This window comes from Actinomadura sp. 9N407, from assembly GCF_044326315.1.
GTDB lineage: Bacteria > Actinomycetota > Actinomycetes > Streptosporangiales > Streptosporangiaceae > Spirillospora.
Window position 1 is genome coordinate 82534 of the sequence record NZ_JBIRAW010000020.1, and the last position, 21639, is coordinate 104172.

Annotated in this window: 19 protein-coding genes, 1 tRNA gene and 1 pseudogene; 8 read left to right on the top strand and 13 right to left on the bottom strand. The window is 66.9% G+C overall.

The window, feature by feature from the left end:
• Nucleotides 1-72: 72 nt before the first annotated feature.
• Both ACH34Q_RS28315 and ACH34Q_RS28320 read right to left on the bottom strand, forming a co-directional pair.
• Nucleotides 73-354, bottom strand: a pseudogene (locus ACH34Q_RS28315) (tyrosine-type recombinase/integrase); the annotation flags it as partial.
• A 92-nt stretch (nt 355-446) separates the two neighbouring features.
• Entirely contained in the window at nt 447-647 is a 201-nt protein-coding gene (locus ACH34Q_RS28320) for a hypothetical protein (RefSeq protein WP_395986118.1), read from the bottom strand.
• 261 nt (nt 648-908) lie between these two features.
• On the opposite strand from ACH34Q_RS28320, the gene ACH34Q_RS28325 reads away from it, so the two are divergent.
• On the top strand, nt 909-2180 hold the full coding sequence (locus ACH34Q_RS28325) for a DNA cytosine methyltransferase (protein WP_395986119.1): 1272 nt from the start codon (nt 909-911) through the stop codon (nt 2178-2180).
• Complete coding sequence (locus ACH34Q_RS28330) at nt 2177-2953, top strand: very short patch repair endonuclease (protein ID WP_395986120.1); 777 nt, start codon at nt 2177-2179, stop codon at nt 2951-2953. Before ACH34Q_RS28325 ends, ACH34Q_RS28330 begins: the two co-directional genes overlap by 4 nt.
• Nucleotides 2954-3448: 495 nt before the next feature.
• Here ACH34Q_RS28330 and ACH34Q_RS28335 read toward each other — a convergent pair whose 3' ends face one another.
• The 5 genes from ACH34Q_RS28335 to ACH34Q_RS28355 all read right to left on the bottom strand — a co-directional run bounded on the left by ACH34Q_RS28335 (nt 3449) and on the right by ACH34Q_RS28355 (nt 10367).
• Nucleotides 3449-3574, bottom strand: coding sequence for a hypothetical protein (locus ACH34Q_RS28335; protein ID WP_395986121.1), 126 nt, complete (start codon nt 3572-3574; stop codon nt 3449-3451).
• Nucleotides 3575-4329: 755 nt separating this feature from the next.
• Nucleotides 4330-5745: a hypothetical protein gene (locus ACH34Q_RS28340; protein WP_395986122.1), complete on the bottom strand. Its 1416-nt coding sequence runs from the start codon at nt 5743-5745 to the stop codon at nt 4330-4332.
• Nucleotides 5745-6329, bottom strand: a complete 585-nt coding sequence (locus ACH34Q_RS28345) for a hypothetical protein (protein WP_395986123.1) — start codon at nt 6327-6329, stop codon at nt 5745-5747. The genes ACH34Q_RS28340 and ACH34Q_RS28345 overlap by 1 nt, the downstream gene beginning before the upstream one ends.
• A gap of 10 nt (nt 6330-6339) precedes the next feature.
• Entirely contained in the window at nt 6340-8001 is a 1662-nt protein-coding gene (locus ACH34Q_RS28350) for a DEAD/DEAH box helicase family protein (RefSeq protein WP_395986124.1), read from the bottom strand.
• Nucleotides 7998-10367: an ATP-binding protein gene (locus tag ACH34Q_RS28355; protein WP_395986125.1), complete on the bottom strand. Its 2370-nt coding sequence runs from the start codon at nt 10365-10367 to the stop codon at nt 7998-8000. The genes ACH34Q_RS28350 and ACH34Q_RS28355 overlap by 4 nt, the downstream gene beginning before the upstream one ends.
• Before the next feature lie 511 nt (nt 10368-10878).
• Between ACH34Q_RS28355 and ACH34Q_RS28360 the strand changes: the two genes are divergently transcribed.
• From ACH34Q_RS28360 to ACH34Q_RS28370, 3 genes are all read left to right on the top strand, one after another.
• On the top strand, nt 10879-11520 hold the full coding sequence (locus ACH34Q_RS28360) for a hypothetical protein (RefSeq protein WP_395986126.1): 642 nt from the start codon (nt 10879-10881) through the stop codon (nt 11518-11520).
• A gap of 175 nt (nt 11521-11695) precedes the next feature.
• The gene (locus ACH34Q_RS28365) at nt 11696-12076 is read left to right on the top strand and encodes a hypothetical protein (RefSeq protein WP_395986127.1); all 381 of its coding nucleotides are present in this window, start codon (nt 11696-11698) and stop codon (nt 12074-12076) included.
• 83 nt (nt 12077-12159) lie between these two features.
• Nucleotides 12160-12303, top strand: coding sequence for a hypothetical protein (locus ACH34Q_RS28370; protein WP_395986128.1), 144 nt, complete (start codon nt 12160-12162; stop codon nt 12301-12303).
• A 297-nt stretch (nt 12304-12600) separates the two neighbouring features.
• Here the strand turns inward: ACH34Q_RS28370 and ACH34Q_RS28375 are convergent.
• Nucleotides 12601-12674 (bottom strand) — tRNA-Pro (locus tag ACH34Q_RS28375).
• A 79-nt stretch (nt 12675-12753) separates the two neighbouring features.
• Entirely contained in the window at nt 12754-13650 is an 897-nt protein-coding gene (locus ACH34Q_RS28380) for a metallophosphoesterase (RefSeq protein ID WP_395986129.1), read from the bottom strand.
• A gap of 139 nt (nt 13651-13789) precedes the next feature.
• Here ACH34Q_RS28380 and ACH34Q_RS28385 point away from each other — a divergent pair, with 139 nt between their 5' ends.
• The gene (locus ACH34Q_RS28385; protein WP_395986130.1) at nt 13790-14248 is read left to right on the top strand and encodes a GatB/YqeY domain-containing protein; all 459 of its coding nucleotides are present in this window, start codon (nt 13790-13792) and stop codon (nt 14246-14248) included.
• A gap of 33 nt (nt 14249-14281) precedes the next feature.
• On the opposite strand, the gene ACH34Q_RS28390 is transcribed toward ACH34Q_RS28385, so the two are convergent.
• A complete protein-coding gene (locus ACH34Q_RS28390) occupies nt 14282-16618 on the bottom strand; it encodes a penicillin-binding protein (RefSeq protein ID WP_395986131.1) in 2337 nt (778 codons plus the stop codon).
• Nucleotides 16619-17070: 452 nt separating this feature from the next.
• Between ACH34Q_RS28390 and ACH34Q_RS28395 the strand changes: the two genes are divergently transcribed.
• On the top strand, nt 17071-17382 hold the full coding sequence (locus tag ACH34Q_RS28395; RefSeq protein ID WP_395986132.1) for a WhiB family transcriptional regulator: 312 nt from the start codon (nt 17071-17073) through the stop codon (nt 17380-17382).
• A gap of 539 nt (nt 17383-17921) precedes the next feature.
• On the opposite strand, the gene ACH34Q_RS28400 is transcribed toward ACH34Q_RS28395, so the two are convergent.
• Genes ACH34Q_RS28400 through ACH34Q_RS28410 form a run of 3 tightly spaced genes read right to left on the bottom strand, consistent with a single transcriptional unit; the run spans nt 17922 to nt 20318 of the window.
• The gene (locus tag ACH34Q_RS28400) at nt 17922-19145 is read right to left on the bottom strand and encodes an ArsA family ATPase (protein ID WP_395986133.1); all 1224 of its coding nucleotides are present in this window, start codon (nt 19143-19145) and stop codon (nt 17922-17924) included.
• Nucleotide 19146: 1 nt separating this feature from the next.
• The gene (locus tag ACH34Q_RS28405; RefSeq protein ID WP_395986134.1) at nt 19147-19326 is read right to left on the bottom strand and encodes a hypothetical protein; all 180 of its coding nucleotides are present in this window, start codon (nt 19324-19326) and stop codon (nt 19147-19149) included.
• Nucleotides 19323-20318, bottom strand: coding sequence for an ArsA-related P-loop ATPase (locus ACH34Q_RS28410; RefSeq protein ID WP_395986135.1), 996 nt, complete (start codon nt 20316-20318; stop codon nt 19323-19325). Before ACH34Q_RS28410 ends, ACH34Q_RS28405 begins: the two co-directional genes overlap by 4 nt.
• 220 nt (nt 20319-20538) lie before the next feature.
• Between ACH34Q_RS28410 and ACH34Q_RS28415 the strand changes: the two genes are divergently transcribed.
• Nucleotides 20539-21546 carry an SPFH domain-containing protein gene (locus ACH34Q_RS28415; protein ID WP_395986136.1) on the top strand — a complete coding sequence of 336 codons (1008 nt, stop codon included), beginning with the start codon at nt 20539-20541 and terminating at the stop codon, nt 21544-21546.
• Nucleotides 21547-21639: the final 93 nt, after the last annotated feature.

Below are 21639 nucleotides of genomic sequence, written 5' to 3' on the forward strand. Positions count from 1 at the left end.
TTGGCCAGGACCTGCGAGGCGGCGCGATGCCGGAGCCGGTGTGCGCCTATCCACGGGGATCCCGGCGCAAGCGGAGGCGTTCCGGGGGACCATGACCACCGACTGGCGAGCCATCGGTCCGTCCGGGCCGCACGAACGCAAGAACACCTCCCGGCATGCCGAGGCGCGTCGGCCTGCCCGCATATAGTCGACGAGGGCAGCGCCCACGTCCGTGGGCAGCGGCATCCGGTCAACCCTGCCGCCCTTCCCATGGATCACCAGTTCGCCGGATCGCCAGTCGATGTCGTCCAAGCACAACGCGGCCACCTCCCGGGCCCGCAGCCCCATCCGCGCCATCAACATCAGCACCGCGTAGTCCCGGCACCGACCTTGGTGGTCCGGTCACAAGCAGCCAGCAGGATGTTCACCGTGTCGGTGTCAACGCCTGTGGGCAGGGCGCTCATCCGCTAGCCGGTGACCGACGGCACGGCCCCTGCCAGGTCCCGATCGAGGACCTCGGTGACGGACAGATAGCGCAGCAGCGACCGCATCGAGCTGGTCGTGACCTTCATCGACGCGGCCGAATACAGCTGTGATTCCTCGACGATGAAACCGATGACCGCAGCGGCATCCAGCCGCTCCAGCCGCAGCTCACTGTCGACGATCAAGGTCCACTGGAACCGCTGTCAGCCGTCGTCGTCCGTGCTCACTCCCGGCGGACGAGGAGAGAGCTCGCCCTTCCACTACGGTACTGGACGAGATCAAGGTGGTGGGCCGGCCAAACTCCACCTATGCGGCGTCGAGATCTGGCTCCGCAGCCTCCCGCCTTCCGGCGCCCTTTGCAGTGAGCGGCCTTCTCAGACCATGTTCATCCGAAAATACTTTCGGATGAACATGCATGGTCAGCAACTCCGCGGTACGCTTCCAGTATGCTTGAGCAGCGACAAGAGGTGGACCAGGACCGAACCGGCGTCGAGTTGTTCGCTGGCGGTGGCGGGCTGGCCATGGCCGTTCACCGCGCGGGTTTCCGGCCGTTGCTGTTCAATGAGTTCGCCAAACGGGCGTGTGAGACCCTTCGTGCAAACGGAGCGGTCCCGGTGGAGGAGGGGCAGATCCCCCCTATTCCCGCGCCAGGGGAGCCCTGCCCGATTCGAGAGGGCGACATTCGCAAGGTCGACTTCGAGTATCTGAAGGGGTGCGTGGATGTCCTGGCGGGAGGACCTCCGTGTCAGCCGTTCAGTCTGGGTGGCGTCGCCAAGGGTGATGAGGACGAGCGGAACATGTTCCCGGAGATGTTCCGCGCCATCCGGCAGATCGAGCCCAAGGCCGTCATCTGCGAGAACGTCCGCGGACTCCTACGTCCATCGTTCAAGCCGTACTTCGACTACATCCTCCGGGAGCTCGCCTTGCCGTTCGAGGAGCGTGACGAGAGCGTTACGTGGCAAGAGCATGACGCTGTCCTGCGGCGCGTCCTGGACAAGGGAACCGCCTCGGCCGGCCGCCGCTATCGAGTGGTGGTGACCGCAGTCAACGCCGCGGACTACGGTGTCCCCCAGGTCAGAAACCGGATCATTATCGTCGCGTTCCGCGAGGATTTGGGTGTCCACATTGACAAGTTCAAGGAGTTGGTCGAGCCCCGGTACTCCGAACACGCTCTCTTCCGATCGATGATCGAAGGCTCGTACTGGGAGCGCCACCCGAAGGTGCCGAAGAAGGTGCGCGATCGAGTGATGGCGAGGGTACCCAAGGAGATGCCCGTACCAGATGAGACGCTTCCTTGGCGCACTCTGCGCGACGCGATGGCCGGTATCGACGAGCAAAAGCCGCTCCCTCCGATCCCTGCGAAGTATCTCGACCGCAAGGAACGCAACCTCGGTGGCTTCACCGACCATATTGGCTGGCCGAACGCCCGGATCTACCCTGGACACACGCCCAACGAGCTCGATCGACCTGCCAAGACGGTTAAGGCCGGTGTCCACGGTGTGCCAGGAGGTGAGTCGGTAATGCTTCTCGACGACGGAACCCATCGCTACATGTCCGTGCGGGAGACCGCGCGCGTCATGGCCTTCCCCGACGATTGGAAGCTTGCGGGTCCTCGTGGAGAGAAAATGCGTCAACTAGGCAACGCCGTCCCGGTCGCCCTCGGCGAGATCTTCGCCAGAGCCGTCGCCACCGTGCTTCACGACGCGGAGAGCAAGTGACGGATCCAGCACGTGCCACCAAGGCTGGGCTTTGGAAGGACAAGCCACCTCCTGACAAGGCGTGGAAATGTCGGCCTGGACAGAACCGAACCGCCAGTACCGCAGAGCAGGACCGTGCTGCTGGCGGACGTGAACGCCGCCTGGTCGACCTTGGGGATGGCCTGACTGCGTGCGCGTCAGTCGAGCTGAAGCTCTTCGATAAGCGCAGGCGGATCCGTAGCTACTTGAGATGGTCGGACAGGGGGAAGACCAAGAACAAGTACCTGGGCGAGGTCGACAAGGACACCCGCGCCGAGAACCTGGCGGAAGGGTGGAGGCTAGCGGCGGCTAAAGGTCTGGTGCGAGAAGCGCCGGAAACGAAGTCCTGGGCGAGCTCTCCAGCCGTTCGCTCTGTCATGAAGGCGAACCGCGGCCGCGACACCAAGCCGGAACTCGCTCTTCGATCGGCGGTACACGCTCTTGGACTCCGCTACCGCGTCGACCAACGCCCAATCCCTCGGCTTCGTCGTCGCGCTGACCTGGTGTTCGCCACGGCCAAGGTCGCGGTCTTCTCCGATGGCTGCTATTGGCACGGCTGCCCGGATCACTACCGCCCGTCGAAGAATAACAGCGAGTTCTGGAGCGATAAGATCCAAACCAACCATGCCAGAGACCGCGAGACCGACCGGATTCTCGTTGATGAGGGCTGGATCGCGATCAGGGTTTGGGAACACGAGGCCCCGGGCCCAGCAGCCGAGCGGATAGCCGAGGTAGTGCGTTCCAGAAGCGGGTAGCTCTCAGCTCCCGATGCACCACGGTCACTGCTGACGGCTTGTCCCGCCCTGTCCGAGTAAATCGTCCTCCGAGCTCAGCACATGCGACCAACCTGGCCGCCCGGCTGGCGCATCTGCCCGATCCCCGCGGTTAGGTGAATGGGCCCTGCCCGCGCCGCAAGACGCTCAGGCCAGCCCGGATACTCGCACCATCGCTGTCCCCAGCCTGCGTGCGGCACTTTCCACCGTGTCCATCCGCTGCGTGGTCATCGCCGCATCCCCGGAAATTCGGCTAACCTGTTGGGCACCGCCGCCAGAGTCGGCACGGTGAAAGTAGCGGTAGCGGCGGTGAGACCTGTCGGGGTTCACGCACCGGCCGCAACCGGGACATGCACCTGCCAGCCACCCTGGCCGACGAGTAGGTCTTGCCTCATACCCGTCGCCGACAAGACCACCGCCGCGGTCACACCGCCCCTAGAGGGCCAACCCCCATCTCCCGCCTCGATGGCCCCACTCTCATACCTCGTCGCCCTCTTCCTTGGGCGGCCGGTGGATGAGCCGGTGGAAGAACTCGTAGGTGGGGATGCCGAGGGCGAGCGGGACCGCCGCAGGCGGGTAGATATAGGCAAGAACCACTACCACCCCGGTAGTTCCGATGAGGGCCACACGCCGCGGCCAACGCCGTCGGCGGGTTGGCTCTGGTGGGGTTTGACAACCCTCCCGGCAGGAAGGCATGTTCATGAGGCTGACCTCCGGTCGTCATAGCTGCTGGTGGTCGGTCGTTCGGGCGGCCCTCCGCTGCAATCGGAGGGCCGCTTTCCGTTTCTGGTGAGCTGATTTCCATGTCGCCGCGCGAGGATTCGTCTACGTGCCGAGCCGCCCGAAACGGAATCGACACTCTCGGCTGTTCGGAGGTGGGTGTGTTCAAGTTCCACCTTCACTCCGCGACGATGATGAATCCTTACCGCATAATCCTCCCGTGGACTCCGGCGGCCAGGTATCTACTTCTCTTCGGCAGCACAAAGCGACGACGCTGTCCGTGCGGCATAGAGCCACGCCGGTCGCGCGGAGCGCTTATCGAAGTGTCGATCACTTTAGCCACCGCTATCTTAGCGGCACACAGCACCTCCATTCAGGAAAATAGGCAAGCTCCTCCCCTATGTCGACACTGTTCCTCCCCATGCCGCCGATCACTTGCCGCTACCCATAAACCAGGGCCAAGAATATCGAAAAAACGTGAACCTGGAGATGGTGATTTGCTTATTGGTCGCTCCGCGTGTATCCGGGGGGTGCCAGTTTCACGCGTGGAAGATGTGGGTGGCCGGCTCCGCTCCCGCGGGCAATCGTTCAGGCTCGTACGGAAGGATCTCTTTTGCCTGGGAGTTCGGGCGGCACGGTCATGGGGAGGGAATCCCTCTACTCATCGTGGGATGGAGGCGCTCCCGCACCGGGCAGGCGTCGGCGCGACAGGCGTGTCGCAAGTAGGCGGTCCCCTCCCGCAGGCGCAACACGATCGCCAAGAGGCAGTTGTGAGTCAGCCCCATGGTGGTGGCGTGCACGCGGAGGCTGGATATCTGCGCGGCGCTGGTGTTACGGGTGATCGATAGCCTGCCAGGTGGGTCGAGCGGGGTGGCGGTCATGGCCGGGTCGAAGGGGTCGATCAGTTCGGTTAGGTCGAAGGCACGAGCCATGGGAGCCTGGCGCAGACCCAGATACCAAGTGATCCAGCGATGGATGATCACTCCACTGCCGCGCAGAAGATCGGCGTCGATCGTGAGGGTGAAGGCCAAAATCGCGCCGGCGGTGTCGAGCGCGACGTGACTGGGACGAGTGGGTTCCCTGTCCTCTAGTGGGGCGGCGCCCCGCTCGACGAGGTCGACTCTGCCGTCGGCGGTGATTCCGACGCGGTCGTCGATTAGGCACTGGGTGACACGGGAGAGGCTGACGGGATAGCGGCGCTGGGTCTCGTGGATGAGGCGGCGCTTGGAGATGGGGCCGAGTTCGGTGATGACGTCCAGGACGGCGTCGATGGCGGTGCCGTAGTGGGCGGTTTTATCGTGCGGCCATTCAGTCAGGCCCCAGGTACCTTCAGGGCGAATCAGACGAAAGCGGCCATCCCGGCGCAGTGACTCGCGGACGGCTCGCCGTTCCCCGCCGACCGCGTCGGCGATGTCTTCGACAGTGCGAGGACTGCCCTGCTCGGCGAGCCACAGGTAGGCGACGTCGCGGCCCCGCGCGTTGCGACTGACCCATGCGCCATCGTCGTTTTGGACAAGGGGACTCTTGTCGTGGGAGGCGATCTCTTCGATCGGTAGTGCGTCGGGGATCCCGAGGGCGGCGCCACGGAAGCGGAGTTCAGCGGGACGGTAGGGGGCGTTAGCGGCGAGTTCGCTCAGGAGTGTGGCGAGCAACTTGGGCTCGCGAGTCCAGAAAGCGCGCTGGACGCCGGCCCAGGTGCGGGGGTGCTGAAACCCGAGGGCGTGCAGCAAAGCGTAGCGGGCCGCTCCGCCGGGATCGGGGAAGATCTCGGCGAGGGCATGGTCGGCGACGGCGGCGGCGTCATGGAACAGTTCATCGAGCTGGTCGCGCCAGGTCTCCTCGATGCTCTGGGCGATCATGAGCAGGGACTGGCCAGCGTCCCGGATAAGCTGGCGAGCGCGTTCGCGGGTGAGGTAATGGGCGCGGCCGATCGCCTCAAGGGTCTGGTCGCGGTGGCGGCGGACGAGCATGTCGCGTGCGCGGGGGTCCATACTCGCCCATGCCACCTGGAACCAGTGGGGGATGTCGGCCTGTGGGGCCGGAGGTTCGGGCATTAGACACCTTCCACATGGACCACTTGCAAGCCGCAGCGCTGTCCGACCCGCAGGTGGAACGCCTTGACATCCTCAGGGACGGGCTTCTCGAAGGACGCGGCAACGCACAGGATCCAGGGGGTGGAGGCACCGTCGGCCTGTTCCTTGAGCGCGGCCCAAACCAGGTGTTTAAAATGGTTGTAGTCGTCCACCCAGGCGAAGATCGCCTCCTCTCCTTCGTCGCTATAGACGCGCAAGCGAAGGGGTTTGATCGCCATGGTGTCCATGTCGGCGTCCCAGCCGTCTCCGAGGGCACTGGTGATCAGGTCGGTGACGGCAGCGCTGGGGTTGGGGACATGCTTGGCGAAGTTGCCGACGCCGAAGCGGGCGCGGGCGAACTCCTTCATAGGACCGTCCTTGATCCAGACCCTGGCCTGCTCAACGGGCACGAACTCGGTGAGGCGCCCGCCGATCTGAGGGTCTTGGACCCATTGGTTGTACATCTCCGTGCGCTGCTGGAGGCTGAGGCTAGGCCAGTGAACCTTCTCGGCCTGTTCGAACAGCAGGGCGACGACCTTGTCTTGAAGTTCTTTGCTGATGGCCATGTAGGTCCTCCTAGAGTGCTGGGGGAAATTGCAGGCGAACCTCATCGGCGGCGGTCTCCAAGCTCGCGGCGTCCTGGATCCAGTGGTCGAGCAAGGTTCCGGCGGTCTCATCGTTGAATTCGACGCGGGAGCCGGAGGGCAGGCGGAGCCGTAGGTGCTCGGCTTCGACGGCCTCCAGCGAGCGCTTGAGATCCAAGGTGGCGGCGACGCGCCGGATGTCGGTCACGAAGTCCAACACCTTGAGGGCCTTCTTTCCCGGGCTGAGCCGCAGACCGCGTCCGAGTTGCTGTACGAAGATGCGTCTGCTGTGAGTGACGCGTAGGAAGGCGATCAGGTTGACGTCAGGGACATCGACGCCTTCGTTGAAGACGTCGACACAGGTGATGATGGGGATGCGGCCGAGGCGAAACTCATTGAGCAGGATCTGCCGGCGCTGGCGTGGCAGGCCGCTGTGCAGAAATGATGCGCGGCGCCAGGCGCTATCCGACAACGAAAACAGGGTGGCGACACGCTCGGCGTGTTCGATGGTCTGACAGAACACGATGGCCCGCGGGTCTGGGGTGGCGCGCCACGTCTGGCGGAACTGTTCGACGATCTCTTCGTCGCGCTGGGGCAAGAACAACGCACGGTTGAGTTCCTTGATGGAGTAACCGTGCTCGCTGGCCTTGCGGACCATCTCCCAGTCAAGATTGTCGACGAAGAGACGGTAGTCGACGGCGGACAGGTGTCCTTGCGCCATTCCCTCGGCGATACCCATACGCAGACTGGGGCGGCCGAACCGTGAGGTGATGTCGAACTTGTCGCCACGCCAAGGGGTTGCCGTCACACCGAATTGGTGAGCATCGCAGCACAGATCCAGCAGATCCGCGAATCTTCCGTTGTCGCCGACGTGATGGGTCTCGTCGATCATGACGAGGCTGGGCCGCCATCCGGCACGGACCACGCCCAAGACCGATTCGACGGTGCCGACCAAGACACCGTTGTGGGCGGGAGCCTTGGTCTCGCCCGTGACGAGCTGGGTGGAGACGGATTTGTCCAGGTGCCGCCACAGAGCGCGTTCGAGCTGCTGGACCAATTCCTTCATATGCGCGACGACCAGGACCTGGGCGGTGGGGTCGGCGGTCAAGTACCGGCGGATGACCTCACCGCCGATGACGGTCTTACCGAGTCCGGTCGCCAAGACGAGCAGCGCTCGGCCGTGGGACTTCAGGTCGGCCGAGATCGCGTCGGCGGCGGCGAGTTGGTAGTCGCGCAGTTGGTAACGCGCGGGGACACGTTCGGGCATCCGTTCGAAAATGGCGGCCAGGGTGGGGCCGTCCCACGCTGAGATCTTGACGCCGATGGCCTCGAGTGCGGCGCGGCGTTCCTGCGCGGCCTTAGTGAGGCCGGTGTTGGTGACCAGGACCGCCTTGTCAGCGCCATAGCGGGTACGGGCCCGCTCCAGATCGTCGACGCCCTGGCGGTCCACGGGCCGGTTGGCCGACCATTTGCATTGAAAGACCCATTGTTCGCGGTTGCGGACAGCGAGCAGGTCGGCACCGCCGTCGCCGGCTCCGTCCACGATGCGCACATCGACGAAGCCCAGGTGCCACAGCGTGCGTTCCAGGGCGTGAGGTAGGCCCCGGGGCCCACCGTCGAGCAGTGCTTGGAGGGATAGGAAGCCGTCGGTCATGCCTCGGCCACCAGTTCGTCGGCCAGCAGTTGGATGCTGAGCCGGGTGCGCTGCAACTGCTGGGGGCCGCGCTCGGCGGTGAAACTGAGGAGGGTGGCGATGTCGTTGAGGTAGCCGGAGACTTTGGCGACACTGAGGCGGCGTGCCGAGAGAGAGGACACCGAGGCGTAGGGGCCGGCGAACACGTGGCCATCCATGAACGCCTTGGGCCATTCTTCCAAAAGCCTGACTACGAACAAGGGGGGCGCGTAGAGCAAGAACTCCCCGGTTTGGCCGAGCGCCTGGGTGTGAGTGACCTGCCCGTTAGCGATCATCTCGTTCTCGGTGGCGGTGAGCTCGTCGGGCGACAGATACTGAAATGCGCGACCAGGGTCGGCGTCGATCCGCAGGGCCATCATCCGGCGGACGTCGCTGAGCAGTTCGCGGGCTTGGGCGAAGACCACGTCCATCCGGGGGGCGAGGTCGAGCAGGCAGTGCGCGCGCAGCAACGCGATCAGTTGAGCGTGAGTAAGGTCGCTCTCCGCCTTGACCTTCATTACTGTGGCGATCTCGACGAGCAGGAGTTCGGTGGGGTCGGCGCCCAGCTTGGCGAAGACCTCGTGGGCGGGGTCGACGAAAGCGGTGCCGGTGCCGCCGGGACCTTGGACCAGTAGCACGGGGGTGGGCTGGGCCGCCGTGTCGCACAGTGCGACCGTGGATAGCCTGCGGGTTTCGACGCGCAGGTCACCGACGCGAGGGATCCCGAAGTCGCGGGTGAGTTCGGGGACGATAGTGGAGTCGGCGCGGTAGCGGGCGATCCGTTCCTGGAAGGTCTCCTTGGCGGGCTTGACAGCGGGAGGTTCCGGCACACTTGCCGGCGCCTGGCCGGTGAGGGACGCGGCGTCGGAGGTGACCCCAGACGTATCGGACTCGCCAATGGCAACGCCGAGCGCATCTAGCACCGCCGCCTCATCGGGCTTGTATGGGGCGGCGCCCTCGGCCTTGGCGAGCTTGGCGGCCTTGCTGAGTTCCTCGTGGTTGACGACGGCGTCCCACCATCGTTGGTCGTCCTGATAGTCGGCGTCGCCTCGGTGGAACAGCTGTGCCCAGCGGCGGGTCTCGTCGTGAATGGGGCCCTTGCCGTCGCCGGGAATCAGGCAGCGCAGCCCGGCGGCGTTGCGGCGGTAACCCCGATATAGCTGGGCTAGCGGGCTGTCGTTGACTGGGTAACCCAGTCGTTTGGCCTTCTCGGGCTGCATGGGTCCTACGCCCCGCAGGTAGTCGATGGTCGCTCGCCAGCCGCGGTCGCTGTATTCAAAGGCGTTCTTTTGGTAAGTGACAGGAACGTGGTCGAGATGGATCTCCCCGATAAGTCGACCGCCCTGGTTGGCCAATTCGATCGGGTACTCGGTATCCACAGCGCCGGTGGCCGGGTCGTTGGGGTTCTTCCAGTCGAACAGGCGCTTGTCCCACTGGAGGATCTTGCGGCCGTTGCGTAGGAAGTCGATCCCGAACTCGCGCTTGTGTAGGTGCCGCTGGACGCCGAGCCAGCCATGGATGCGGCGTTCGCGTAGGGTGAGTCGGTCGCCGCCGCACTGCTCGCATGTGCCCTTGTCTGGAACCTGCCAGTTTCCACAGTTGGTACAGGCCTCGGCGGGGTCAAAGGTTTCGTCGATGGCGATGTAGGCCGGGATCCGTTCGGCGGAGGCTCCATGCCCGAAGGTCACGGCACGATCGTCGCCCCACCGACAGTGCAGCCGAGGTCTGACTCGCTGGCCTTGCACCCACAGTTCGAAGGGCTTGTTGTCCAGGATCCAGGAGTAGGTGCGTCCCAGGGTCTCGCGCAGGTTGCTGGCGTTGCGGCGCAGCCAGTCCGCGCGGTCGGGGTGCAGGCCGCTGATCTCGATGCGGGTCCCGTGCTCGTTGGGGTCGGTCTTTGACTCTTCGATGTCCTGGGCCTCGAAGTCATCGCCGATCCGATCCAGGTCGATCTCCACGCCGATCCACCGGTCGTCGCCGCGCCGAGTGGTCAGCACCCGGGTACGGCGCCCCAGCCGGGCGGTGCTGACGTTGAAGCCCATGCCGAACAAGCCAAGCTTGTCGAAGCGGTCATTGCTGGACCAGCCAGCGCGGACCGACTGCTCTAGCGTGTCGTAGCTCATGCCGCGCCCGGTGTCGGAGACCTTCACGACCGCGTCAGCGAGCTTGGCTTTGGGGCTGGGCAGCGACACGGAGACCTTGAAGCCTCCCGCCCAGGGGATGCCGTCGCGCTCGATCTCGGAGAAGTCGTCCAGAGCGTTGTCCACCAGTTCGGCGATGCACTGCCATTCGTCGAATTCGATCTCTCCCAGCATCCGCAGGATGCGAGAGGACGGCGTGATCTTCATCGGTCCCCTATCGCCCATACTTCGGTGAACACCCAACGACCCGGCGTCACGTGGCCGCCGGGCGAGGTGATCAAGCTGACATTAATGGTAGGTGCGGACGCTGGTCCGCAGTGGCAATACTTGCTTATTCGTACAATCTGTGTTACAGAAAGTAATGTCTCACTCGTGTCTCGTGCCGGTGAGCTCTTCCGCGGGACCTTCACATCGCCCGGAAGAGGAGACGTGGATTTGGCATAGGCGTTCGAGCCATGTGGTGGCAGTGCTGGCTACGAACGCCTGCACGCGTCCCCGATCCGTTCGGTGGGTGCCGTCCGGAGCCCAATGCGCGCCGGATCATAGATGCAGGCCTGGTGCGGCAAGGCCGCAAAGGTGGCGGCCCACCGCCATCCAGTCAACTACGCCACCGAGTCAACGAGGTGCTGGCGGGGTGGATGCTGCGGTCCAGTCCGGCCCGCTTCGGCACTGATCCGATCAGGTGATCGTCACTAAGGCCTACTGGCGGTGGAGCTTCGTGGTCTTCACCGTCCTTGCTTTCGGTGGCAGCCAGGTCCGCGAGGCCTGCGCCACAGGTGTCGACCGGATCGATTGGACGGGCAGTGCGCTGTTCGTCGCGGCGCTGGCATTGCTGATGTTCGCGCTCCCGGAGGCGCCGACCCTCGGCTGGCAGCACCCGGTCATCGTGCTTACCGGGGTCGCCGGCTTGGCGGCCCTGATCATCTTCGGCATCGTGCGGCGGCGCAGTACCGCACTGGTACTGGCGCCCGCCCTGGTCGCCAACTGCGGTTTCCTGGGGTGGAGTCTGGCCACGCTGACGACTTCCATCGGCTTCCTCGGGGGGCTGGTCTTCCTCCCCACCTACCTGCAGGCGGCGGCTGGCCTCACGCCTGCGGCGGCAGGGGTGACGATGCAGCTGCTGACCGTCCCCGTGCTGATCACGCCCACGGTCGCCGTGACCCTGATGAACAAGGGCGCCCCCGCCCTGCTACTGATCATGATCGCCCTGCTGCTGGTCGTGGCCGGGAACCTGTGGCTGGTGAGGTTGCACGCTGACGATGCGGTCGTGACGGTCGCGGCGCCTCTGGTGATGATCGCGTGGGCATGGGAGCGTCCTTCGGAATCACCGACGGGCGGCCATGGCGCTGGTGGATGGTGACACGGTTGGCATGGCTGCCGGGTTCCTCAACCCCCTGCGGGGAGCGGCCGAGGCACTGGTGATCGCCGCCTAGAGCGCCTCCCTCGTCGGCCTCCTCACCTCCCGGCTCGGCGATGCCGCCCGCGCCGCCGAGGTCGGCGCCGGCCGCCTCACGGGCGGAGCCGAAGGAATGCAGTTGGACGCCTTCACCTGGTCCTGGCGAGTGGCCCAGGCGGGTGTCGGTCTGTCCTGCCTGGCCTTGTCGGTCGCTGTCGGTGCCCTGATCCACGGCCGAGCTGCGGCTCCCGCGGCACCACCTGAGCAGCATTTCTCCGACCCGAGCAGGAGCAGCGCCGTGCACGCCAGCCCAGACGATCACCTCACGATCGGCGAGGTCATCCGCCGGACCGGCGTGTCGGCCTCAACCCTGCACTTGTCGGCGGCCAACGTCCATGACAGCCAGGCGCTCAAGCCGCTGGTGATGGCATTGCCGGCGATCCGGTCCCGGCGGGGGCCGCGCCGGCGCAGGCCGGTCAAGATCCGCGCTGACCAGGCTCACAACTCGCCGAGCATCTGACCTGGCTGCGCAGACGCGAGACTGTCCCGCAGATCGCCTGAGCGGGCGTCGAATCGAGCGAACGCCTGGGTCGCCACCGCTAGGTGATCGAACGGACGCTGGCCTGGCCGTTCGGCTACCGGCGCCTGACCGTCCGCTGCGAACGCGACAGCCGCCTGTTCAACGCCTTCCTCGTTCTCGCAGCCGCCATCACCTGCTACAAGAAGCTCGTGAAACTCGCCACGTAAGACACGTTCTTACGCCCGTCCGGGCGCTGTCAGATCTCGGTCACTGTGCTCGTTGGGGCTCCGCAGCCGCCCGAACTTGAGCTGGTGGGTGATGTGCCATCGATTGGTCAGCACCCGGAATCCGGCCGAAGCTGCGGTTTAGATGAGGTGTCGGAGGGCTGAGATTTGGCCACGGGGTGATGGTGCGTGACCCTGGGTGTTGCGGGGTCGCGTTCAGGGGCGGGGTCAAACGAGGGTCAAACGATCAAGAGGCCGGATTCCCTGTCTGGGAACCGGCCTCTGACCTGGCGGTTTCTGTCGGGGTGGCGGGATTTGAACCCACGACCTCTTCGTCCCGAACGAAGCGCGCTGCCAAGCTGCGCTACACCCCGGTGGTGGCTGCCCGGGAGTCGTACGTGCCTCCCGGCGCCTCGTCCACTCTAGCGGATGGCGGAGGGTGGTGCGTCCCGATTAACGGGGGACCAGGGTGAGGAGGGACGCTTCGGGCGGGCAGCAGAAGCGGATGGGGGCCGTCGGGGAGGTGCCGAGGCCTGCGGAGACGTGCAGCCAGGAGTCGCGGTGGCGGTGCAGGCCCTTGACGCGGGGACGGTCGATGCCGCAGTTGGTGGCCAGGGCGCCGTAGAAGGGGACGCAGACCTGGCCGCCGTGGGTGTGGCCGGCGAGGAGGAGGTCGTAGCCGTCGGTGGAGAAGCGGTCGAGGTTGCGGGGCTCCGGGGAGTGCATGACGCCGAGGTGGACGTCGGCCTGGGGGTCGACGGGGCCGGCGATCTTGTCGTAGCGGTCGCGGTTGATGTGGGAGTCGTCGATCCCGCCGAACTCGACGTCGAGCTCGCCGACCTTGAGGCGGCCGATGCGGTTGTTGAGGTCGAGCCAGCCCGCGGCCTGGAGGGAGGAGCCGAGCTCGCGGTACGGGAGGTCGGGCTCGCGGCGGCGCTTCTTGTAGTCGGCCTGGCTCGTCCGCCAGACGTAGCGCAGCGGGTTCTTGAAGATCGGCGAGTAGAGGTCGTTCGAGCCGTACACGAAGGCGCCGGGGCGGTCCAGGAGGGGGCCGAGGGCGTCCAGGAACGGTCCGATGGCGTCGCGGTGGGAGAGCGTGTCGCCGGTGTTGATCACCAGGTCGGGTTCCAGGGCGTCCAGGGAACGGACCCAGCTGATCAGGTGCTTGCGGCCCGGGGTGAGGTGCGCGTCGGAGATGTGCAGGATCTTGACGGAGGGGCGGTCGGGGGGCAGCACCGGCACGTCGAAGCGGCGCAGCCGGAACCAGTTCCGCTCGATGACGGACGCGTATCCGAACGTGGCCGCGCCCGCACCCGCCAGTCCCAGAGGTACGGCGTAGAGCTTTCGCACGGTTCTCCCTCCAAGGGCCCAAACCCGACGCCTCATATGGTCCCAGAACCGGGCAGTGCCGCGTAACGCCTGGGACGCCGCCGGTCGGCGCGGCGTAAACATGTGGGAGTCGGTGGGTCGTACGGGCATGATTGTGGCCATGAGTGCCCTGAAGGAGAAGCTGGAAACCGACCTTTCCACCGCGATGAAGGCCCGTGACGAACTGCGGCTGCGCACGTTGCGGATGGTTCTCACCGCGGTGAAGAACGAGGAGGTGTCCGGCAAGCAGTCCCGCGAGCTCTCGGACGAGGACATCGTCAAGGTGCTCGCCCGGGAGGCCAAGAAGCGCCGCGAGGCCGCGACCGCGTTCGAGGAGGCCGGTCGTACGGAGCAGGCGCGGGCGGAGCGGGACGAGGGCGTTGTACTGGACGACTACCTGCCCGCGCAGCTCGGGGACGAGGAGCTGGTGGCGCTGGTCACGGCCGCGATCGCCGAGACGGGGGCCGAGGGTCCGCGGGCGATGGGGCAGGTCATGAAGGTCGTGAACCCGAAGGTGGCGGGGCGCGCCGAGGGCGGCCGGGTGGCCGCGGAGGTCAAGCGCCAGCTGGCCGGGAAGTGAGGAAGGGCGCCCCCGGCCGGGGGCGCCCTTCGTTCAGTCTTGCCAGGGCCAGCGGAAACCGTCGTCGCCTGGACGGGGTTCGGCTCCGCCCCTGCCGCCGCGGCCGTTGCTGATGTAGAGGATCACCGTGGTGCCGGGGCTGACCTCGCCCCCGCCCGGGGGCGAGGTGGAGGCGACCGAGCCCTTGGGCGCTTCGGAACGGATCGGGCGCGGTGAGACGCGTACCTGGAGCTCGGCGGCCTTGAGCCGGGCCGTGGCGGCGCCGACGGTCATGCCCTTCAGGTCGGGGACCCGGATCGTGTCGCCGAAGTTGTTGGTCGGCCGGGCGAATCCGGGGGCGGGCTTGCCCGCCAGCGCGTTCTGCATGCTCTGCTGCCACATCGCGCCGGGGATGCCGGCTCCGAAGACCCCGTACACCTTGTACTTCCAGGGCCCGCGGAAGTCGTAGTAGGCGGTGGCGGCGGCCATGTTCGGGGTGTGGCCCGCGAACAGGGCGCAGGTGTGCGCCTCACAGGTACCGGTCTTGGCGGCGGCGGGACGGCCGATGCCGCGCCCTCTGGCCGTGCCCTGGCTCAGCGTGCCCTGCATGATGCTGTTGACCTTGTCGGCCACGTCCTCGCTCACCGCCTGGTGGCAGTCCTGCTTGGGCAGCTTGACCGGCTGGCCCTCGGGGCTGACGATTTCGCTGATCGACTTGGGCGAGCAGTACTTGCCGCGCGCGGCGATGCCCGCGTACGCGGCGGCCAGGCTCACCATGTCGACCTCGTTCGCCCCGAGCACCTGGGACGGAACGGGCGCGAGCGCGTTGCCGTCGGAGCGCTTCATGCCGAACTTCTCGGCCATCTTGACCGAGTCGCAGACCCCGACCCGCTTCTCCAGCGCAGCGTAGAACGTGTTGACCGAGTGCCAGGTACCGGTCTTGAGGTTGAAGTTGCCCTTCTCGCTGTCACCGGCGTTGGAGACGGTCCAGGGTCCGCCGCCGCCCAGCATTTCGTTCTTGTACTTCTTGCCGCCGTACGTGCCGGTGTACTTGCAGGGCTGGAAGCCGGAGATGGTCGCCGTCTCCGGCGAGTTGATGGTGGTGTTGACCGGGATGCCCTCGTCGAGCGCGGCGAGCAGCGTGAAGACCTTGAACGTCGAGCCCGCGGAGACGCCGGTACCGCCGCCGTGCGCGGAGTTGGCCGGCAGGTTGATGGTGGTACGGCCCTTGCCCTCGCCGAACCGCTTGCTCAGCCCGATGGCCCGGACGTTGCCGGTGCCCGGCTCGACCATCGCCTCCGCGCCGACCCGGTTGCCGGCCGGGGGAACGGCCGAACGCAGCGCCTTGTCGACGGCGTTCTGGGCCTTCATGTCGAGCGTGGTGCGGATCGTGTAGCCGCCGCGATTGAGCTTCTTGACGATGTCCTGCTGCTGCTTCGGCTTGAGCTGCCAGTACTTGCCACCGGACAGGGCCTGCAGCGCGTCGTACTTCGCGTACTCGCAGAAGTACGGTGCCTTGCTCGTCTCGCAGCCGCCCTGCGGCTGGGTCTCGTTGAGCTCGATGGGCTTGGCGGCGGCCGCGTCAGCCTGTGCCTTGGTGACGTGCCCCAGTTGCGCCATCCGGTAGAGAACGGTGTCGCGCCGCTCACGGGCGGCTTTGGGGTTACGTGTGGGGTCGAACGCGGTGGGGTTCTGGGTGATGCCCGCGAGCAGGGCGGACTGCTCGAGGGCGAGCTTGTTGGCGGGCTTGCTGAAGTAGCGCTTGGACGCCGCCTGCACGCCGTAGGCGCCGCCGCCGAAGTAAGCGATGTTGAGGTAGCCCTCAAGGATCTGGTTCTTGGTCATGCGCTGCTCGACGTCAAGCGCGTAGCGCAGCTCGCGGAGCTTGCGGCCGACCGTGGGGGCGGTGGCGTCGAGGTACTCCTCGTCGGTCTTGGCGCTGTCGACGAGGAGGTTCTTGACGTACTGCTGCGTCAGGGTCGAGCCGCCCTGGGTCTGCTCCGAGTTGGCGTTCGTCGCCAGCGCGCGGATCGTCCCCTTGAGGTCGAGCGCACCGTGCTCGAAGAAGCGCGAGTCCTCGATGTCGATGATCGCCTGCCGCATCACCGGATCGACCTGGTCGAGCCGGACCGACTCGCGGTACTTGTCGAAGAACCGGGCGATCTCCTTGCCGTTGACGTCGTACATCACCGTCTTCTCCGACGGTGGCGACGTCTTGAGCTCGCCCTCCATGTCCTCGAAGTTGTTGGCGGCGTCACGCGCGGTCATCCCGGCGCTGCCGACTCCGGGCAGCGCGATGAGCGCGACCAGCACGCCCGCGGCGACCCCGGCACCGAGCAGACGGAAGAGGGTGACGATGGCCTGCCGCCGATTCTCTTTGACACCGTGCACGCGCTCTAGGGTACGCGTGGATGACCAGTGCATACGGGACAGGCGACCCAAGCTGGGCATAACGCGCCGCCTGTTCGTGCCCCCACATCCCTGGGCTGAGCTGTGGATACGTCGGTACGACGGGGGCCGGCAAGGGGCCGATCACCGGATTCTCCGGCGCGCCGGGCCGGTGGTGCGGGACGATGGCGTCCCGGCGGCGGCGAGACCGCAGACCGAACGATCCTCGGTTTGCTGACAACCACGGGTACGGCTCGGACGTCAACTAGAGATAACTAGTCCGTTCCGGCGGTATGGCCCCGGAGGGCTATATCGAGAATGGGCCCATCGGGGTCTGTTGAATCCCCCCTCGCTTCCGTAAGTTCTTCCCCACGGCTTTCGTTTGCCGGCCCGACGACCGCGCCCGTCTGGCCAAGGAGCGCAAATCGACACAGACCCTGGGGAGTGGGGCCAAGATGTGGATCACGGATTGGACCGCCCGCGCCGCCTGTCGTAACGCGGATCCAGACGCCCTGTTCGTGCAGGGAGCGGCGCAGAACCGAGCCAAGCTCATCTGCCGCGGCTGCCCGGTGCGCACGGAGTGTCTTGCCGACGCCCTCGACAACCGCATCGAGTTCGGCGTCTGGGGCGGCATGACAGAGCGCGAGCGGCGAGCCCTGATGAGGCGGCGCCCAGATGTGCGCTCATGGCGTGACCTGCTGGAGACCGCCAAGGAGGAGTACGAGCGTACGGTCGAGCCCGACGAGAGTGAACTCGTCGCCAGCTGACCGGACCTTCCTGAAGCGGACACCGGCCCGGGGCAAGGCACGACGCCCATGGCCGACCGGCAAAGTTTCATGGTCTTGACGAACGGCCGCAGGCCCGAACCCCTTCACCGGGTGTCGGGCCTGCGGCCGTTTCGGCATCGATCACCCGCCGCGATATCGGTCACCCGATTCCTGTGAACTAGCCGATCCCTAATCCCGTTGGCCGGATCCGGCCAACGCCCCATCGTTTAGTCCAAGGTGACCGTTTGATCCACTTTTGGTGAGGCGATGCGCGGGATCACCGCCGTGCCGCTCGCTTCCGTTGACTCGTGGCGTGTTCGCCTCTGGCCATGTCGTTTTAGGCGAACACGCCACGAGTCAACGCCCCGGGCACGCGGTGAACGTGGGCCAGCCCGCCTGCTCAGGTGGTGCGCGCCCCAGGCGTTGCGAGCGCGTCCGAAGGCAGGTTCGAGCGAAGCGAGAACCTGATCGCGGAGCGAGCCGCCAGGCGAGTTCGGAGCGATGCCAGCGCGAGCCGCTTTCGCGACAAGCGACGAGCGCTAGCGAGGAGCGCCGCTCGCGGAAGCAACAGACACGGCCAGATCGGCGCCTACGCGGCGGAGGCCTTCCAGGTCGTGGACGTCTTCGGCCTGGGCCGGTACGGCCGTGGTCGGGACCGTGGGGTGCGCGGACGCGAAGTGCTCGCGCAGGCGTTCCTCACGGGCGGCCAGCTGCATGCGGCCGGTGTGCATGCGCAGCAGGGCGGCCGTCAGGGTGTGCTCGCCGCGTTCCTCGAGGGTCTCGGCGGCGGCCTGGCTGCGGGCGGCGGACAGGGCGTCGCCGGTGGACTCGTGGACGCGGTTGACGACCAGGCCGGCGAGCGGCATGCGTTCCTCGGCGAGGCGCTCCACGAAGTACGAGGCCTCGCGGAGGGCGTCGGGCTCGGGGGCGGCGACCACGAGGAACGCGGTGCCCGGGGTCTGCAGGAGCTGGAAGGTCTTCTCGGCGCGTTCGCGGAAGCCGCCGAACATCGTGTCGAAGGCGGCCACGAACGTCTGGACGTCGCGCAGCAGCTGGACGCCCAGGACCTTGTTGATGACGCCGGTGAACATGCCGAAGCCGGCGCTGAGCACCTTGACGCCGAGCCGGCCGCCGGTCTTGGCCGGGGCGGCGAGGATCTTCATGAAGCGGCCGTCGAGGAAGCGGCCCATCCGTTCGGGGGCGTCCAGGAAGTCCAGGGCGTTCCGGGACGGCGGGGTGTCGACGATGATCAGGTCCCAGGCGCCGGACCGGTGCAGCTGGCCGAGCTTCTCCATCGCCATGTACTCCTGCGTGCCGGACAGGCTGGAGGACAGCGACTGGTAGAAGGGGTTGGCCAGGATCTGCCTGGCCCGGTCGGGGTCGGCGTGCGCCTCGACGATCTCGTCGAACGTGCGCTTCATGTCGAGCATCATGGCGTGCAGTTCGCCGTCGCCGTCGATCTCGATCCGGCGCGGGTTGTTGTCCAGCTCGGACAGGCCCATCGACTGGGCGAGCCGGCGGGCCGGGTCGACGGTCAGGACGACGACGTCACGGCCGCGCTCGGCGGCGCGCACGCCGAGGGCCGCGGCGGTGGTCGTCTTGCCGACGCCGCCGGAGCCGCAACACACGATGATCTTCGTACGGGGGTCGTCGAGCAGCGCGTCCACGTCCAGGGCGGGCGGGGTCTTACCGCTCAGGCTCTTGCCGCCCGGGGTCTTGCCGCCCGTGGTCTGGCCGCTCGGGGTCTTGCCGGTGGGGCTCATCTCAGGCGGCCTCTTCCGTTCGCCTCCGGGTGCCGGCGGGCCGGCCGCCCCGTTCCTGCGTTCCATCGCCGGTGGGCGGGCTCGTGCCGCGCCGTCCGGACGAGTTCCAGCTCACGCCGCGCGGGGTGCCCGCGTTCATGCCGCGCTGTATGCCCATGCCCATGCCCATGCCCATGCTCATGCCGCGCCCTGGGCCCGCAGTGACTCGGCCAGGTCGTACAGGCCGGCGAGGTCCATGCCGTCCGACAGCAGCGGGAGGGTGTAGCGGGGCCGGTCGATCTTCTCGAGTTGTTCCTTCTCGCGGCGCTGCAGAGCGGTACGGCGGGCGTGCTCGGTGGCCTCGGCGGACAGTGCGGCGGCGATCGACTCGGCGTCGTGCTCCAGGCCGGCGGCCTTGACGCCGCGGACGATGCCGTCCAGGTCCAGGGTGCCCTCGGCGGCCGCGGCCAGATCGTCGGCGGCCAGCATCGGCGGATGCTCCATGTTGATCATGATGCCGCCGACGGGCAGCCCGACCTCGGTCAGATCGTGGACGCCGTCGGTCGTCTCCTGGACCGGCATCTCCTCCAGGAGCGTGACGAAGTGGACGGCCGTCTCGGGGCTGCGCACCACCCGCATGACCGTGTCGGCGTGGTTGCGGACCGGTCCCACCTTGGCGAGGCCGGAGACCTCGTCGTTGACGTTCAGGAACTTGGTGATCCGGCCGGTGGGCGGGGCGTCCATGACGACGGCGTCGTACACGAACGAGCCGTCCTTCTCGCGGCGCCGCACGGCCTCGCTGGTCTTGCCGGTGAGGATCACGTCGCGCAGCCCGGGGGCGATGGTGGTGACGAAGTCGACCACGCCCAGCTTGGACATCGCCTTGCCGGCGCGCTTGAGGCTGTAGAACATCTCGAGGTACTCGAGCAGCGCCTCTTCGGTGTCGATGGCGAGCGCGTACACCTCACCGCCGTCCGGGGCGACCGCGACCTTGCGTTCCTCGTACGGCAGCGGCGGGCAGTCGAAGAGCTGGGCGATCCCCTGGCGTCCCTCGACCTCCACCAGCAGCACCTTGCGGCCACCGGCGGCCAGCGCCAGCGCCAGGGCGGCGGCGACCGTGGTCTTGCCCGTACCGCCCTTGCCCGTGACCACATGGAGGCGTACGCCGTCCCAGTCGGTGTCTCTCGCACTCACCCGATCGACCATATCGTTCGCTCGGCAAGGACTTGAGAGCGCGCCCTCCCTCATGCAAGTGATTCCTGACACGGTGTTCCCGCTCTTACGGAACGTGACGCGCTGGACCGTTGTTTCGGCCGTGCCCGCGGGGTTAGCTGGAAAACATACGCCCGGTCGCCGGGCCGGGCCTCCTGGGCCCCGTTACGGGCTCAGCTCACCCTGGTGTGAAGGAGCCGTGATGGAAGTGGGCCTCATCCTCATCGTCCTCGTCATCCTCGCCCTGATCGGCGTGGCGGCGTCCGTACGGGTCGTCCAGCAGTTCGAGCACGGGATCGTCTTCCGGTTCGGCCAGGTGCAGCGGGGCGGCGACCTGCGCTCCGGCGCGGTACGGCGGCCCGGCCTGACGTTCATCGTCCCGATCATGGAACGGATGCAGAAGGTCAACCAGCAGACCGTCACGATGAACGTGCCGGCGCAGGAAGGGATCACCCAGGACAACGTGAGCGTCCGGGTGGACGCCGTCGTCTACTTCCGGGTGATCGACCCGGTGAAGGCGATCGTGAACGTGCAGAACTACGGCTACGCGGTGTCCCAGATCGGGCAGACGTCGCTGCGCTCGGTCATCGGGCAGACCGACATGCAGGAGCTGCTCGGCGAGCGGGAGAAGATCAACCTCCGGCTGCGCGGGATCATGGACGAGATCACCGACGCGCCCTGGGGGGTCCGGATCGAACGGGTCGAGATCAAGGACGTCTCGCTGCCCGAGGGCATGAAGCGCTCGATGGCCCGGCAGGCCGAGGCCGAGCGGGAGCGGCGGGCCCGGATCATCACCGCCGACGGCGAGTTCCAGGCGTCCAAGCGGCTGGCCGCGGCGGCCGAGATCATGTCGCAGGACCCGGGCGCGCTCCAGCTCCGGCTGCTGCAGACGGTCGTCGAGGTGTCCGCCGAGAAGAACAGCACGCTGGTCATGCCGCTGCCGGTCGAGCTGCTCAGGTTCTTCGACCGGATGACCGGCGACGGTCCGGGCGGGAAGACCGAGCGCGCCGAGGCCGACAAGCCCGGTCTCGGTGAACGGCTCGCCAAGGCCGAGCAGGAGCTGGCCAAGGCCGCCGAGCAGCCCTCGCCGCTCGATCCGGCCGAGACCGTCCCGCCGGTGATCGGGCTGGACGAGCCGAAGCGGAGCAAGGACAAGGACCCGCGCGGCCTCGCCTCCGGCGACCAGCGGCCACCGGAGAGCGAGTCCTGACCCGCGTCCGGAGCTCCAGGCCTGACCCGCGTCCGGAGCCCCGAGGCCTGACCTGGGGTACAGGACCTCGTGGCTAGTCGCCCGCTGCCGTTG

Bases quoted from the DNA above. Each gene is read 5' to 3' on its own strand.
- ACH34Q_RS28325 (WP_395986119.1), top strand. From the start codon at position 909: ATGCTTGAGCAGCGACAAGAGGTGGACCAGGACCGAACCGGCGTCGAG.
- ACH34Q_RS28340 (WP_395986122.1), bottom strand. From the start codon at position 5,745: ATGCCCGAACCTCCGGCCCCACAGGCCGACATCCCCCACTGGTTCCAG.
- ACH34Q_RS28345 (WP_395986123.1), bottom strand. From the start codon at position 6,329: ATGGCCATCAGCAAAGAACTTCAAGACAAGGTCGTCGCCCTGCTGTTC.
- ACH34Q_RS28350 (WP_395986124.1), bottom strand. From the start codon at position 8,001: ATGACCGACGGCTTCCTATCCCTCCAAGCACTGCTCGACGGTGGGCCC.
- ACH34Q_RS28355 (WP_395986125.1), bottom strand. From the start codon at position 10,367: ATGAAGATCACGCCGTCCTCTCGCATCCTGCGGATGCTGGGAGAGATC.
- ACH34Q_RS28385 (WP_395986130.1), top strand. From the start codon at position 13,790: ATGAGTGCCCTGAAGGAGAAGCTGGAAACCGACCTTTCCACCGCGATG.
- ACH34Q_RS28395 (WP_395986132.1), top strand. From the start codon at position 17,071: ATGTGGATCACGGATTGGACCGCCCGCGCCGCCTGTCGTAACGCGGAT.
- ACH34Q_RS28400 (WP_395986133.1), bottom strand. From the start codon at position 19,145: ATGAGCCCCACCGGCAAGACCCCGAGCGGCCAGACCACGGGCGGCAAG.
- ACH34Q_RS28405 (WP_395986134.1), bottom strand. From the start codon at position 19,326: ATGAGCATGGGCATGGGCATGGGCATGGGCATACAGCGCGGCATGAAC.
- ACH34Q_RS28415 (WP_395986136.1), top strand. From the start codon at position 20,539: ATGGAAGTGGGCCTCATCCTCATCGTCCTCGTCATCCTCGCCCTGATC.